Source organism: Pseudomonas sp. 57B-090624, assembly GCF_003234055.1.
GTDB lineage: Bacteria > Pseudomonadota > Gammaproteobacteria > Pseudomonadales > Pseudomonadaceae > Metapseudomonas > Metapseudomonas tohonis.
The window spans coordinates 14811-28593 of sequence record NZ_QKRU01000048.1 but is presented as its reverse complement, the minus strand read 5'-3'; the positions used below and the strand labels follow the sequence as shown (position 1 = coordinate 28593).

Here is a 13783-nt window from a genome sequence, read left to right as displayed (position 1 = left end):
GAAAATCAGATAGTTGGACCATCATCAGCGCGCCGGATGACCGCCGGCCGCGGGTTTCAGCGGTAGATCAGCGGCACCCGGCGCAGGTTGCAGAAGATCTGGTAGGGAATGGTGCCGGCCTGGATGGCGACCTCACTGGCCAGTACCTGAGTGCCCCAGAACTCGACCCGGCTGCCGAGCCCGGCCTGCGGCAGATCGGTGAGGTCGACGGTGAGCATGTCCATGGACACGCGACCGATCAGGCGCGACAGCTGCCCGTCGATGGCCACCGGCGTGCCGGTCGGCGCATGCCGGGGATAGCCATCGGCGTAACCCAGGGCGACCACACCGACACGGGTCGGCCGCTCGGTGACGAAACGCGCGCCATAGCCGACCGGCTGGCCGGCCGGCAGCTCACGCACGCTGATGACCTTCGACTCCAGGGTCATCACCGGCTTCAGGCGTGCAGCCAGTTCGTGCGGTTGCTCGAAGGGCGTGGCGCCGTAGAGCATGATCCCGGGGCGCACCCAGTCGCTCGGCACCTGTGGCCAACCCAGCACCGCCGGGGAGTTGCGCAGGCTGACCTCCGCCGCGAGCCCCGCGCGGGCCTGCTCGAATACCGCGACCTGCTCGGCGGCGCTGCCGCTGTCCAGCTCATCGGCCCGGGCGAAGTGGCTCATCAGCACGATCTTGTCGACCTTGCCGCTGGCCATCAGGCGCTGGTAGCCGTCGCGGTACTCGGCGGGATGCAGGCCGACCCGGTGCATGCCCGAGTCCATCTTCAGCCACACCGTGAGCGGCTGGCGCAGGCTGGCGCGCTCGATGGCCTCCAGCTGCCAGGTGGAATGCACCACGCACCAGAGTGCGTGCTGCTCGATCAGGGGGAGTTCGTCCGCCTCGAAGAAGCCTTCCAGCAACAGGATGGGGCCGGTGATACCCGCCTGGCGCAGCTCCAGCGCTTCCTCGATGCAGGCCACGGCAAAGCCGTCGGCCTCCGCCTGCAACGCCTGGGCGCAACGCACCGCACCGTGCCCGTAGGCGTCCGCCTTGATAACGGCCAGGGCCTTGGCACCGGTGGTTTCACGGGCGAGGCGGTAGTTGTGGCGCAGCGCTTCGAGGTCGATCAGGGCACGGGCGGGACGCATGGCAGGGGCTTCTTCTGGTTATGTAAAAACCCGGCGCGGACGCCGGGCAGAGCAAGGGTTCAGGGCAGGGCGGCGACCACGGTCATTTCCACCAGCACCTCGGGCGAGTACATCTTCGCCTCGACGCAGGCACGGGCCGGGGCGGCGCCCTTGGCGACCCAGGCGTCCCACACGGCGTTCATGCCGGCGTAATCCGCGTCGATGTCCTTGAGGTAGATGGTCACCGAGAGGATGCGGCTCTTGTCGGTGCCGGCCTCGGCGAGCATGCGGTCGATGGCATCGAGGGTTTCGCGGGTCTGGCGCTCGATGCCCGGGTTCAGCGCTTCATCCAGCTGGCCCGCCAGGTAGACGGTGCCGTTGTGGATGACGATCTCGCTGTAGCGGGCTTCAGTGCGCAGGCGCTGTAGTGACATGTTTCTGGCTCTCCTTGGTGTTGCCATAACGGAAGATGTCCAGGCCTTCGGCGCTGATCTGCGGACGCTTGCGCGCCATCAGGTCGGCGAGCAGGCGGCCGGAGCCGCAGGCCATGGTCCAGCCAAGGGTACCGTGTCCGGTATTCAGGAACAGATTGCGGAACGGGGTCGCGCCCACGATCGGCGTGCCGTCCGGGGTCGCCGGGCGCAGGCCGGTCCAGAACTCGGCGCGGGCCAGGTCGCCACCCTGCGGGTAGAGGTCGGCGGTGATCATTTCCAGGGTTTCGCGGCGGCGCGGGTTCAGCGACAGGTCGAAACCGGCGATCTCGGCCATGCCGCCGACGCGGATGCGGTCGTCGAAGCGGGTGATCGCGACCTTGTAGGTCTCGTCGAGAATGGTGGAGGTCGGGGCCATCTCCGGGTTGGTGATGGGCACGGTCAGCGAGTAGCCCTTGAGCGGGTAGACCGGGGCCTTGATGCCCAGCGGCTTGAGCAGCTGCGGGCTGTAGCTGCCGAGGGCGAGTACGTAGCGGTCGGCGGTTTCCAGCTTGCCGTCGATCCATACGCCATTGATGCGGTCACCGGCGAAGTCCAGGCGCTGGATGTCCTGGCCGAAGCGGAACTCCACGCCCAGGCCACGGGCCATCTCGGCGAGGCGGGTGGTGAACATCTGGCAGTCGCCGGTCTGGTCGTTGGGCAGGCGCAGGGCGCCGGCCAGCTTGTCGGTGACCCTGGCCAGGGCCGGCTCGGCGCGGGCGATGCCGGCGCGGTCGAGCACTTCATAGGGCACGCCGGAGCTTTCCAGCACGGCGATGTCCTTGGCGGCGGCATCGAGCTGGGCCTGGGTACGGAACAGTTGGGTGGTGCCGAGCTGGCGGCCTTCGTAGGCGATGCCGGTTTCGGCGCGCAGTTCGTCGAGGCAGTCGCGGCTGTACTCGGACAGGCGCACCATGCGCTCCTTGTTCACCGCGTAGCGGGCGGCGGTGCAGTTGCGCAGCATCTGCGCCATCCACAGGTACTGGCCGATGTCGCCGGTAGCCTTGATGGCCAGGGGCGCGTGCTTCTGCAGCAGCCACTTGATGGCCTTCAGCGGCACGCCGGGAGCGGCCCAGGGCGAGGCATAGCCGGGGGAGACCTGGCCGGCGTTGGCGAAGGAGGTCTCCATGGCGACGGCGTTCTGCCGGTCGACCACCACGACTTCGAAGCCTTCCCGGGCCAGATAGTAGGCACTCGCCGTACCGATCACACCGCTGCCCAGCACCATCACTCGCATGTCTGCCTCCCGCGCAACGGGCATCACCGTTGCGTTTGTTATTTTGAGCGTAGATGCCGCGCAGTATATGAAGAGCGCCCCAGTGATATTCACTATATAGCCAGCTATATTTGGCGATAATTCTTGGCCAATACGGCTTTTGCGGAGGGGCATCCACCATGCGTACCCAGCATCAATCGCGTCGTGAGCTAGACAAGATAGACCGGAATATTTTACGAATCCTCCAGGAGGACGGCCGTATCTCCTTCACCGAGCTGGGCGAGCGCGTGGGCCTGTCCACCACGCCCTGCACCGAGCGGGTACGCCGCCTGGAACGCGAGGGGATCATCATGGGCTACAACGCCCGGCTGAACCCGCAGCACCTCAAGGCGAGCCTTCTGGTGTTCGTCGAGATCAGCCTGGACTACAAGTCCGGCGACACCTTCGAGGACTTCCGCCGCGCCGTCCTCAAGCTGCCCCACGTGCTCGAATGCCACCTGGTTTCCGGTGACTTCGACTACCTGGTGAAGGCGCGGATCAACGAGATGGCCTCCTACCGCAAGCTGCTCGGCGACATCCTCTTGAAGCTGCCGCACGTGCGCGAGTCGAAGTCCTACATCGTGATGGAAGAGGTCAAGGAATCCCTCAACCTGCCCATTCCCGAGTGAACCCGGAGGCGCCGACGCGCGCCTGGATAGTTGCCTGCGGGGCACAGGGATTTTTCCTGAGCGCCCCTTGGCGGTTGGCGTGCTTCGTGCTTATCCTCCGTCAAATTTTCCAAACACAATAATCAGGATTCCGCACATGAACGCCCGCGTTCGCCATCCGGTCCACAGCGACCAGCACGCCCCCTCCTATTACGCCGCGACCGCCAACCGTCGCATCGAGCATCCGCCCCTGGCGGGCGAGGAGGTGGCGGACGTCTGCGTCGTCGGTGGCGGCTTCTCCGGGCTGAACACCGCCATCGAACTGGCCAGGCGCGGCTTCTCGGTGGTGCTGCTGGAGGCGCACAAGATCGGCTGGGGCGCCAGCGGGCGCAACGGCGGCCAATTGATCCGCGGCGTCGGCCACGACGTCGAGCATTTCGAATCGGTGGTGGGCCAGGACGGCGTACGCGCCCTCAAGCTGATGGGCCTGGAGGCCGTGGAGCTGGTGCGCCAGCGGGTGGAGGAATTCGCCATCGACTGCGACCTCACCTGGGGCTATTGCGACCTGGCCAATACGGCCCGCGACCTCGCCGGCTTCGCCGAGGACATGGAGGACCTCAAGTCCCTCGGCTACCGCCACGAGATGCGCCTGCTGCAGCCGGGCGAGATGCGCAGCGTGGTGGGCTCCGACCGCTACGCCGGCGGCCTCATCGACATGGGCTCCGGCCACCTGCATCCGCTGAACCTGGCCCTGGGCGAGGCCGCCGCCGCCAGCTCGCTGGGCGTGCGCCTGTTCGAGCACTCGGCGGTGCAGCGCATCGACTACGGCCCGGAGGTCAAGGTGCACACCGCCCAGGGCCAGGTCCGTGCAAAGACCCTGGTGCTCGGCTGCAACGCCTACCTCAACGACCTCAACCCGACCCTCGGCGGCAAGGTGCTCCCGGCGGGCAGCTACATCATCGCCACCGAGCGCCTGCCCGAGGCGCTGGCCAGGCAGCTGCTGCCGCAGAACATGGCGGTGTGCGACCAGCGCGTAGCCCTCGACTATTACCGCCTCTCCGCCGACAACCGCCTGCTGTTCGGCGGCGCCTGCCACTATTCCGGTCGCGACCCGGCGGACATCGGCGCCTATATGCGGCCGAAGATGCTGGAGGTGTTCCCGCAACTGGCCGATGTGCGCATCGACTACCAGTGGGGCGGGATGATCGGCATCGGCGCCAACCGCCTGCCGCAGATCGGCCGCCTGCCGGAGCAGCCCAACGTCTACTTCGCCCAGGCCTACTCCGGCCACGGGGTCAACGCCACCCACCTGGCGGGCAAGCTGCTGGCCGAGGCCATCAGCGGCGAACAGGGCGGCGGCTTCGACGTGTTTTCCAAGGTGCCGCACATCACCTTCCCCGGCGGCAAGCTGCTGCGCTCGCCGCTGCTGGCCCTCGGCATGCTCTGGTACCGGATCAGGGAAAGCGTGGGCAACAGCCTGGCGAAATGACCCTCGGCCCGCGCCAGCCGCGGGCTGCCTGAATCTTCCGGCTACGCTGGCGTCTGAGCTCAAGGACCCGGCGAGTCGGAGGCCGACGTGCGCATCTCCCTGCTGTTCATCTGCCTGCTGGCCACGCTCGCCGGCTGCGTCACGCCGCCCCCGGCGTCACCGAGCCAGGCCATCGCCGCAGCGGAGTCGCCCTTCGGCCGGCGCCTGCTGGCCCTGGCGGCCACGCATCCCGGTCAATCCGGCTTCCGCCTGCTGCCGGCCAGCAACGAGGCCTACAGCGCCCGTGCCGAACTGATCCGCTCGGCACGCAGCAGCCTCGACCTGCAGTACTACATCGTCCACGACGGCCTCTCCACCCGCGCCCTGTTCGACGAGCTGCTGCGCGCCGCCGACCGCGGCGTACGCGTGCGCCTGCTGCTCGATGACACCAGCAGCGACGGCCGCGACGCCAGCATCGCCCTGCTCACCGCGCACCCGAACATCCAGGTGCGGCTGTTCAACCCGCTGCACCTGGGCCGTGCCACCGGTGCCACGCGCACCCTCGGTCGCGCCCTGGACCTGGGCCAGCAGCACCGGCGCATGCACAACAAGCTGTGGCTGGCCGACAACGCTGCGGCCATCGTCGGCGGGCGGAACCTGGGGGATGAATACTTCGACGCCGAGCCCAGCCTCAACTTCACCGACATCGACCTGCTGGCCATCGGCCCGGTGGCGGAGCAGCTGGGGCAGAGCTTCGACCAGTACTGGAACAGCGCCCTGAGCAAGCCGATCCAGCAGTTCCTCTGGCGCCAGCCGGAACGCCAGGAGCTGGACGAAGCCCGCCAGCGCCTGCGCGGCTACCTGGCCCAGGCGCGGGCCCGGCAGAAGACCCTCTACGATCGGCTGCACACCTATCGCGACGACCCGCGCCTGGACCTCTGGCTGCGCGAACTGATCTGGGCGCCGGCCAGCGCCCTGTGGGATGCGCCGAGCAAGGTGCTGGCCAGCGGTCCACCCGATCCGCAGCTGCTGCTGGCCAGCCAGTTGCAGCCGGTACTGGACGAAGTAAAGGAGGACCTGGTGCTGGTCTCGGCCTATTTCGTTCCCGCCCCGGAAGGCATGGACTACCTGATCGGCAAGGCCGATGGCGGCGTCGACATCCGCCTGCTGACCAACGCCCTGGAAGCCACGGACGTACCCGCCGTCCACGGCGGCTACGCACCCTATCGCCAGCGGCTGCTGGAGCACGGCGTGCACCTCTTCGAACTGCGCCGCCAGCCGGGGGATGGCGCGGGCAGCGGCGAATACAGCTTCAGCGGTTCGTCCAACTCCAGCCTGCACAGCAAGGCGATGATCCTCGACCGGCGCCGCGCCTTCATCGGCTCCTTCAACTTCGATCCGCGCTCGGTGCTATGGAATACCGAGGTCGGCGTGCTGATCGACAGCCCCGAGCTGAGCGCCCACTTGCATCGCCTGGCGCTGCAGGGCATGAGCCCCGGGCGCAGTTACCAGGTGCGCCTGGGCCCGGGCGGGGAGATGCTGTGGATAACCGGGGAGGGTGAGCGCCGGCAGGAGCTGCGCCGCGAGCCGGGCAGCCTGTGGCGGCGCTTCAACGCCTGGTTCGCCGAGCGCGTGGGGCTCGAGCGGATGCTCTGACTCAGCGGTTGCCCGCGACGGCCGACTCATCGCCCGCGTCGTCGAACAGCTCGCGGGTCCAGGCCAGCCAGACGAAGCCGGCAGCGCCGATGGCCATCATCAGCGGCAGGGCGTGGCCGCTGATCCACTGGCTGGCGGCACCGGTCACCAGCGGGCCGATCAGGCAACCGATACCCCAGAGCTGCGCGACGTGGGCGTTGGCGCGGACCAGCTCATCGTCACGGTAACGCTCGCCGATGAGGATCAGCGCCAGGGTGAAGAGCCCGCCCGCGCTGGCGCCGAACACGACCCAGATCGGCCAGATCAACGGCGTGTGCAGGAACAGCGGGATGCTCAGGCTCGACACCAGCAGGGCCAGCCCGCAGCCACGGAACAGCGTGCGCCGCGACATGTGGTCCGCCAGCAGGCCGATGGGCAATTGCAGTGCCGCATCGCCGACCACCACCACGCTGGCCATGAGCAGCGCGATCTCCTGGTTGAAGCCCTGGCGCAGCCCATAGATGGGCAGCAGGGTCAGCATCATCGCCTCGAAGGCGGCGAACAGGACCACCGCCCAGGCGATGGTCGGCAGCCGCGTGCAGAAGGTCAGCAACCCGCGCCCGGAAGCACTGTGGGCGTCGACGCTGGGCGCGCCGGTGCGCCCGAGGAGCATCAGCGAGCCCCCCACCAGCAGCCCGGTGCCGGTCCAGAAGCCGAGGTCGTTGCCGGTCCCCAGCACGCTGAGCAGCAGCGGCCCGGACAGCTGGCTGAGGGCGTAGCCGGTGCCGTAGAGCGCCACCAGGCGACCGCGCCACTTCTCCACCGCCAATTGGTTGATCCAGCTCTCGCCAAGGATGAACACCACGGTCAGCGCCACGCCGATGAACAGGCGCAAGGCCAGCCAGATCGGGTAGCTCTGCACCAGCGCCAGCATCGCCACCGACACGGCACTGACCAGCAGGCACAGCTGCATCAGGGTCGTGGTGCCGAAACGCGCGGCCAGCCGGCCGGCCAGGGAGGCACCAAGCAGCACGCCCACCGCCGGGGTGCCGGCCATCACGCCGATGGCGAAGGCGTCGTAGCCCCAGCTTTCCAGGCGCAGCGAGACCAGGGGCATGGTCACCCCCAGCGCGAGCCCGATGCTGATCACCGCGCCGCAGACGGCGAAGTAGGTCCCCCAACGCATGCAGGTGTCCTCCGTTCCATGGGCCGGTATCCCGGAGGATCCTGGCAGGCAGAAAAGCAAAAACGGCCGGGCTCCTGTGAAGGAAACCCGGCCGCAGGCTTGGCTCCGTGGAGCCGGCCTTCCCGCAGGAAGGCGGACCTTTATGGGGCGGTCGCGCCGCCCTGGTTCAGAGCTTGATCCAGGTGGCTTTCAGCTCGGTGTACTTGTCGAAGGCATGCAGCGACTTGTCGCGGCCGTTGCCCGACTGCTTGAAGCCGCCGAAGGGCGCGGTCATGTCGCCACCGTCGTACTGGTTGACCCAGACGCTGCCGGCGCGCAATGCCTTGGCGGTCAGGTGGGCCTTGGACAGGTTGCTGGTCCACACCGCTGCAGCCAGGCCATAGACGGTGTCGTTGGCGATGGCGATGGCGTCCTCGACGTCGTCGAAGGCGATGACCGAGAGTACCGGGCCGAAGATTTCTTCCTTGGCGATGCGCATGGCGTTGTCCACGCCGTCGAAGATGGTCGGCTCGACGTAGGTGCCGCCGGTTTCCTCCATCACGCGCTTGCCGCCGGCCACCAGCTTGGCGCCGTCGTCATGGCCGGCCTGGATGTAGGACAGCACGTTGTTCATCTGGGTGGTGTCGACCAGGGCACCGACGTTGGTTTCCGGGTCCAGCGGGTTGCCCGGCTTCCAGGCCTTGATCGCCTCGACCACCATGGGCACGAACTTGTCCTTGATCGAACGCTCCACCAGCAGGCGCGAACCGGCGGTGCAGACTTCGCCCTGGTTGAAGGCGATGGCGCCCGCGGCGGCCTCGGCGGCGGCCTGCAGGTCCGGTGCGTCGGCGAAGACGATGTTCGGGCTCTTGCCGCCGGCCTCAAGCCAGACGCGCTTCATGTTGGATTCGCCGGCGTAGACCATCAGTTGCTTGGCGATCTTGGTGGAGCCGGTGAACACCAGGGTGTCGACGTCCATGTGCAGCGCCAGGGCCTTGCCCACGGTATGGCCGAAGCCCGGCAGCACGTTGAACACGCCGGCGGGGATGCCGGCCTCGATGGCCAGCTGAGCGATGCGGATGGCGGTCAGCGGCGACTTCTCGGACGGCTTGAGGATCACCGAGTTGCCGGTGGACAGCGCCGGGCCGAGCTTCCAGCAGGTCATCAGCAGGGGGAAGTTCCACGGCACGATGGCGGCGACCACGCCCACCGGCTCGCGGGTCACCAGGCCCAGCTCGTTGTGCGGGGTGGCGGCGACTTCGTCATAGATCTTGTCGATGGCCTCGCCACTCCAGCGGATGGCGCGGGAGGCGCTGGAGACGTCGATGTTCAGCGAGTCGCTGATCGGCTTGCCCATGTCCAGGGTTTCCAGCAGCGCCAGCTCTTCGCCATGGGCATCGATCAGATCGGCGAAGCGGATCATCACCGCCTTGCGCGCGGTGGGCGCCAGGCGCGACCAGACACCGGACTCGAAGACGGCACGGGCATCCTTCACCGCCAGCTCGGCATCGGCCAGGTCGCAGCTGGCGACCTGGCCCAGCACGCGCCCATCCACCGGGCTGATGCAGTCGAAAGTCGCGCCGGAGACGGCGTGGGTGTACTCGCCATGGATGAAGGCGCGGGTTTCGATCTGCAGGGACTTGGCGCGCTGTTCCCAGTCGGCGCGAGTCAGGGTGGTCATGGGGCGTTCCTCTTATTAGTAGATAAGTGCCGGATTCCAGACCCGGCACTGTCAAGAATTCTGCAAGGCCGGCATGCGGCCGGACCTGATCGCAACCCTAAACCAGAGGGCCCTGGATTTTCAATATTTTTGACAAAATTCAGGTAAACGCCCTTGTCATGTTCGTTTTATTAAACATAGACTCCAGGTCGGATCGCCCAGCCGTTTTTCCTTTCACTCTTCGGGAGCGTGGAAAGACCCCACAGCCGGGCAGAATAAAAAACAGGCCCAATGAACGAGGGCCATCCGCCAGCCGCAACGGAACCGCCATGAACATCGAATCCATCGTCGACTTCGCCAACAGCCCAGCCGCCGCCGAACACTACCGTCCCGCCCCCGAGAAAATCCTCAAGGGCGACCCGGAGCAGAGCGTGCGCAACCACTACGGCAGCCCGTGCGGGCAGTTCAACGTAGGGATCTGGGAGGGCGCCATCGGCCAGTGGACGGTGAACTACACCGAACACGAATACTGCGAGATCCTCCAGGGCGTCTCCGTCATCCGCGACGCCGCGGGCAATGCCAAGACCGTTCGCGCCGGCGACCGCTTCGTCATCCCGGCCGGCTTCTCCGGCACCTGGGAAGTGCTCGAGGCCTGCCGCAAGGTCTATGTGATCTTCGAACAGGCCAAGTGATCCACCGCTTCACCTCCATGCTTGTCACCCCCTTGAGCCCGCGCAAGCGGGCTTTTTTATGGGCGTCGTCGCAGCCGACGGCAAATCGCGGGCATGAAAAAGCCCGCCATGTAGGCGGGCTTCTTCGACAAGGGCCGGATCAATTACTTGATCTTGGCTTCCTTGTAGATCACGTGCTTACGCACGACCGGATCGAATTTCTTGATTTCGATCTTGTCGGGAGTAGTGCGCTTGTTCTTGTCGGTGGTGTAGAAGTGGCCGGTACCGGCGCTCGACACCAAACGGATCAGTTCACGCATGATTAGCTCCTTATACCTTCTCGCCGCGGGCGCGCAGTTCGGAGAGAACTACGTCGATACCACGCTTGTCGATGATACGCATGCCCTTGGCGGAAACGCGCAGACGCACGAAGCGCTTCTCGGACTCGACCCAGAAGCGGTGGTGCTGCAGGTTCGGCAGGAAACGACGACGGGTTTTGTTGTTTGCGTGGGAAATGTTGTTCCCGGTAACCGGACCCTTACCGGTTACTTGACAGACTCTAGACATGCCTCAGCCCTCTAAACCTCATGCCCAACCCGGCATGGGTTGGCCGCTTGAACTCTCACTTGTGGGCGTTTTAGCGCCCGTCTCGTCAGGGTCTTACCGGCCACACAAAGACTGCGAAAGACCGGGCCCCTAGAAAAGAGCGCTGCTTTATATCAGAAACCCCCTGGAGCAGCAAGGGCTGCGGCATCCGGGCGAAAGTCCAGGCATCTGAGGGGGCGCCTGCGACCGCATCGGCGCGGCCTGCGTGAAAAATGACCGCTCGTCGCCAAAAGCGCGTTGCTCCGGCTCCGGCCATGGTCTAGCGTAAGGCCTTTCGCCCGCAGCCCGCCCAGGGCCCTTGCATAAGGAGCACCCCATGCGTCTCGCCGCCCTGCCCCTGCTGTTCGCCCCGCTGCTCGCCCAGGCAGCCAGCCTGAGCGTCTGCACCGAGGCCAGCCCCGAGGGCTTCGACGTGGTGCAGTACAACTCGCTGACCACCACCAACGCCTCCGCCGACGTACTGATGAATCGCCTGGTGGAGTTCGACGCCCAGCGCGGTGAGCTGGTCCCGGGCCTGGCGCAGCAGTGGGAGGTCTCGCCCGATGGCCTGAGCTACCTCTTCACGCTGCGCCCTGGCGTGCGCTTCCATGCCACCGAGTACTTCAAGCCCGGCCGCGAACTAAACGCCGATGACGTGCTGTTCAGCTTCCAGCGCATGCTCGACACCGCCCACCCCTGGCACAAGGTCGCCCAGAGCGGCTTCCCCCATGCCCAGTCGATGCAACTGCCGCAGCTGATCAAGGCCATCGACAAGGTCGGCCCGCTGCAGGTGCGCTTCACCCTGAACAAGCCTGACGCCACCTTCCTCGCCACCCTGAGCATGGGCTTCGCCTCCATCTATTCCGCCGAGTACGCCGGGCAGTTGATGCAGGCCGGCACGCCGGAGAAGCTCAACGCCCAGCCGATCGGCACCGGCCCCTTCGTCTTCAGGCGCTTCCAGAAGGACGCTGCCGTGCGCTACGCCGCCAACCCGGACTACTTCGCCGGCAAGCCTGCGGTGGACGGGCTGATCTTCGCTATCACCCCCGACGCCAACGTGCGCCTGCAGAAGCTGCGCCGCGGCGAATGCCAGATCGCCCTCTCGCCCAAGCCGCTGGATGTCCAGGCCGCGAGCCGGGATGCCAGCCTCAAGGTGCTGCAGACCCCGGCCTTCATGACGGCCTTCGTCGGTATCAACAGCCAGCACCCACCGCTGGACCAGCCCAGGGTGCGCCAGGCCATCAATCTGGCCTTCGACAAGCAGAGCTACCTCAAGGCAGTGTTCGAGGGCAGCGCCAGCGCCGCCAGCGGCCCGTACCCGCCCAACACCTGGAGCTACGCCAAGGACCTGCCCGGCTACCCCCACGACCCGGAGAAGGCTCGCGCACTGCTGGCCGAAGCCGGCTTCAAGGACGGCTTCAAGACCACGATCTGGACCCGCCCCTCCGGCAGCCTGCTCAACCCCAACCCCAGCCTTGGTGCTCAGCTGCTGCAGGCCGACCTGGCCAAGGTCGGCATCCAGGCCGAGATCCGCGTGATCGAGTGGGGCGAGCTGATCCGCCGCGCCAAGGCCGGCGAGCACGACCTGCTGTTCATGGGCTGGGCCGGTGACAACGGCGACCCGGACAACTTCCTCACCCCGCAATTCTCCTGCGCCTCGGTGCAGTCCGGCCTCAACTTCGCGCGCTACTGCGACGCCGCGCTGGACAAGCTGATCAGCGACGGCAAGACCCAGCGCAACCAGACCGACCGCAGCGCCCTCTATATAAAGGCGCAGCAGATCATCCAGGAGCAGGCCCTGTGGTTGCCGCTGGCACACCCTACCGCCTTCGCCCTGGCCCGCTCCGGCGTCGACGGCTACCAGGCCAACCCCTTCGGTCGCCAGGATTTCTCCCACGTCAGCGTGAAGCCCTGATGGAGCTGGGCGAGCGCTATCTGCCGCAGTTCCAGTTCGTCGAGCGGCATCAGCTGCCGTTGCGGGCAACCGCGGCGGCAAGCGCTGGACGCGGTGGGCGATCTCACCGTGCATGACGACCCGCTGGTGCGTGCCCTGCTGCGCATCCGCGAGGCGCCGGCCCGCCTGGCCGTAGCACTGGGGCGCGAGAACCGCCTCAAGGACAGGCCGCCTTTCGGGCTTCACGCGTTCACCCTGCTGGGGCGGGACGCCGACCAGGCGCTGGCCTATGGGTTGATCGGCCGTTTCTGGCGCAGCGACTTCGGGCTGGAACGGGTGGATGACGCCGACGCCTTCGACACCTATGCCGAACCCGGGGTCGCCAAGCTGCTCATGGGGTTCCACTGCAGCCCCGGCACCGACGGCGGCATCGTCCTGCACACCGAGACCCGCGTGCACTGCCCGGACCGCCGTAGCCGCCTGCTCTTCACCCCTTACTGGCTGGCCATCCGACCGGCCAGCGGGCTGATCCGCCGGCGTCTGCTGGCAGCCATCCAGCGCCAGGTCGATGCACCCTAGAGCCAACCGTACTCGGCCATCGACAACGGCTCGCCATCGCCCACCACGAAGTGGTCGAGCACCCGCACCTCGACCAGCGCCAACGCCTCCTTGAGGCGCTGGGTCAGCGCACGGTCGGCCTGGCTCGGCTCGGCGACCCCGGAGGGATGGTTGTGGGTGAGGATCAGCGCGGCAGCGTTATGCGCCAGCGCGCGCTTGACCACCTGGCGCGGGTAGACGCTGGCGCCGTCGATGGAGCCGTGGAACAGCACCTCGAAGGCCAGTACCCGGTGCCTGGAGTCGAGGAACAGGCAGCCGAACAGCTCGTGGGGTTCGTGGCGCAGCTGCGCCTTCAGGTAATCGCGCACGGCCTGAGGACTCTCGAGCACCGAGTCGCGGCGCAATCCTTCAGCCAGATGCCGCCGCGCCATCTCCAGCACGGCCTGCAACTGCGCGTACTTGGCCGGCCCGAGGCCGAGCCGGAGGCAGAAGGAATCGATGTCCGCCTCCAGCAGGGGGCGCAGGCCGCCGAAGTCGTTGAGCAGGTGGCGGGCGAGGTCGACCGCGCTCTGCCCGGAGACCCCGGTACGCAGGAATATGGCGAGGAGCTCGGCGTCGGTGAGGGCCGCCGCACCCTGTTCGAGAAGCTTCTCCCGCGGGCGCTCCGCCGCAGGCCAGTGACGAATGCTCATGGCACCTCCGTGGTTGAGC

The 13783-nt window shown here is 67.0% G+C and carries 14 protein-coding genes; 6 read left to right on the top strand and 8 right to left on the bottom strand.

Going from position 1 to position 13783, the window contains the following annotated elements; genetic code table 11:
* Positions 1-56: 56 nt before the first annotated feature.
* Genes alr through dadA form a run of 3 tightly spaced genes read right to left on the bottom strand, consistent with a single transcriptional unit; the run spans position 57 to position 2810 of the window.
* On the bottom strand, positions 57-1124 hold the full coding sequence (alr, locus tag DMX10_RS21470) for an alanine racemase (protein ID WP_111262972.1): 1068 nt from the start codon (positions 1122-1124) through the stop codon (positions 57-59).
* A 59-nt stretch (positions 1125-1183) separates the two neighbouring features.
* Entirely contained in the window at positions 1184-1537 is a 354-nt protein-coding gene (locus tag DMX10_RS21465; protein WP_111262971.1) for a RidA family protein, read from the bottom strand.
* Positions 1512-2810, bottom strand: coding sequence for a D-amino acid dehydrogenase (dadA, locus tag DMX10_RS21460; protein ID WP_111262970.1), 1299 nt, complete (start codon positions 2808-2810; stop codon positions 1512-1514). The genes DMX10_RS21465 and dadA overlap by 26 nt, the downstream gene beginning before the upstream one ends.
* 158 nt (positions 2811-2968) lie before the next feature.
* Between dadA and DMX10_RS21455 the strand changes: the two genes are divergently transcribed.
* The 3 genes from DMX10_RS21455 to DMX10_RS21445 all read left to right on the top strand — a co-directional run bounded on the left by DMX10_RS21455 (position 2969) and on the right by DMX10_RS21445 (position 6560).
* Positions 2969-3457, top strand: a complete 489-nt coding sequence (locus DMX10_RS21455; RefSeq protein ID WP_031287530.1) for an Lrp/AsnC ligand binding domain-containing protein — start codon at positions 2969-2971, stop codon at positions 3455-3457.
* A 136-nt stretch (positions 3458-3593) separates the two neighbouring features.
* Positions 3594-4925, top strand: a complete 1332-nt coding sequence (locus DMX10_RS21450) for an FAD-binding oxidoreductase (protein ID WP_111262969.1) — start codon at positions 3594-3596, stop codon at positions 4923-4925.
* An 87-nt stretch (positions 4926-5012) separates the two neighbouring features.
* Entirely contained in the window at positions 5013-6560 is a 1548-nt protein-coding gene (locus DMX10_RS21445) for a phospholipase D family protein (RefSeq protein WP_111262968.1), read from the top strand.
* A gap of 1 nt (position 6561) precedes the next feature.
* Here DMX10_RS21445 and DMX10_RS21440 read toward each other — a convergent pair whose 3' ends face one another.
* Both DMX10_RS21440 and DMX10_RS21435 read right to left on the bottom strand, forming a co-directional pair.
* Positions 6562-7725 (bottom strand): MFS transporter, encoded by a 1164-nt coding sequence (locus DMX10_RS21440; protein WP_111262967.1) that lies wholly within the window; start codon positions 7723-7725, stop codon positions 6562-6564.
* 166 nt (positions 7726-7891) lie between these two features.
* Positions 7892-9385 (bottom strand): aldehyde dehydrogenase, encoded by a 1494-nt coding sequence (locus DMX10_RS21435; RefSeq protein ID WP_111262966.1) that lies wholly within the window; start codon positions 9383-9385, stop codon positions 7892-7894.
* A 308-nt stretch (positions 9386-9693) separates the two neighbouring features.
* On the opposite strand from DMX10_RS21435, the gene DMX10_RS21430 reads away from it, so the two are divergent.
* On the top strand, positions 9694-10056 hold the full coding sequence (locus tag DMX10_RS21430) for a cupin domain-containing protein (protein WP_111262965.1): 363 nt from the start codon (positions 9694-9696) through the stop codon (positions 10054-10056).
* Positions 10057-10199: 143 nt separating this feature from the next.
* Here the strand turns inward: DMX10_RS21430 and rpmG are convergent, their stop codons facing one another.
* Together rpmG and rpmB are read right to left on the bottom strand one after the other, a co-directional pair.
* Positions 10200-10355, bottom strand: a complete 156-nt coding sequence (gene rpmG, locus DMX10_RS21425) for a 50S ribosomal protein L33 (protein WP_003457707.1) — start codon at positions 10353-10355, stop codon at positions 10200-10202.
* Between the two features lie 10 nt (positions 10356-10365).
* A complete protein-coding gene (gene rpmB / locus DMX10_RS21420; protein ID WP_039806568.1) occupies positions 10366-10602 on the bottom strand; it encodes a 50S ribosomal protein L28 in 237 nt (78 codons plus the stop codon).
* Positions 10603-10957: 355 nt separating this feature from the next.
* Between rpmB and DMX10_RS21415 the strand changes: the two genes are divergently transcribed.
* Positions 10958-12535 carry an ABC transporter substrate-binding protein gene (locus tag DMX10_RS21415; protein WP_111262964.1) on the top strand — a complete coding sequence of 526 codons (1578 nt, stop codon included), beginning with the start codon at positions 10958-10960 and terminating at the stop codon, positions 12533-12535.
* A gap of 93 nt (positions 12536-12628) precedes the next feature.
* Entirely contained in the window at positions 12629-13093 is a 465-nt protein-coding gene (locus DMX10_RS21410; RefSeq protein ID WP_256604842.1) for a hypothetical protein, read from the top strand.
* Here DMX10_RS21410 and radC read toward each other — a convergent pair.
* Entirely contained in the window at positions 13090-13764 is a 675-nt protein-coding gene (gene radC / locus DMX10_RS21405) for a DNA repair protein RadC (protein ID WP_111262963.1), read from the bottom strand. The two genes, DMX10_RS21410 and radC, sit on opposite strands and share 4 nt — an antisense overlap.
* Positions 13765-13783: the final 19 nt, after the last annotated feature.

Bases quoted from the DNA above. Each gene is read 5' to 3' on its own strand.
- alr (WP_111262972.1), bottom strand. From the start codon at position 1,124: ATGCGTCCCGCCCGTGCCCTGATCGACCTCGAAGCGCTGCGCCACAAC.
- DMX10_RS21465 (WP_111262971.1), bottom strand. From the start codon at position 1,537: ATGTCACTACAGCGCCTGCGCACTGAAGCCCGCTACAGCGAGATCGTC.
- dadA (WP_111262970.1), bottom strand. From the start codon at position 2,810: ATGCGAGTGATGGTGCTGGGCAGCGGTGTGATCGGTACGGCGAGTGCC.
- DMX10_RS21455 (WP_031287530.1), top strand. From the start codon at position 2,969: ATGCGTACCCAGCATCAATCGCGTCGTGAGCTAGACAAGATAGACCGG.
- DMX10_RS21450 (WP_111262969.1), top strand. From the start codon at position 3,594: ATGAACGCCCGCGTTCGCCATCCGGTCCACAGCGACCAGCACGCCCCC.
- DMX10_RS21440 (WP_111262967.1), bottom strand. From the start codon at position 7,725: ATGCGTTGGGGGACCTACTTCGCCGTCTGCGGCGCGGTGATCAGCATC.
- DMX10_RS21435 (WP_111262966.1), bottom strand. From the start codon at position 9,385: ATGACCACCCTGACTCGCGCCGACTGGGAACAGCGCGCCAAGTCCCTG.
- DMX10_RS21430 (WP_111262965.1), top strand. From the start codon at position 9,694: ATGAACATCGAATCCATCGTCGACTTCGCCAACAGCCCAGCCGCCGCC.
- rpmG (WP_003457707.1), bottom strand. From the start codon at position 10,355: ATGCGTGAACTGATCCGTTTGGTGTCGAGCGCCGGTACCGGCCACTTC.
- rpmB (WP_039806568.1), bottom strand. From the start codon at position 10,602: ATGTCTAGAGTCTGTCAAGTAACCGGTAAGGGTCCGGTTACCGGGAAC.
- DMX10_RS21415 (WP_111262964.1), top strand. From the start codon at position 10,958: ATGCGTCTCGCCGCCCTGCCCCTGCTGTTCGCCCCGCTGCTCGCCCAG.
- radC (WP_111262963.1), bottom strand. From the start codon at position 13,764: ATGAGCATTCGTCACTGGCCTGCGGCGGAGCGCCCGCGGGAGAAGCTT.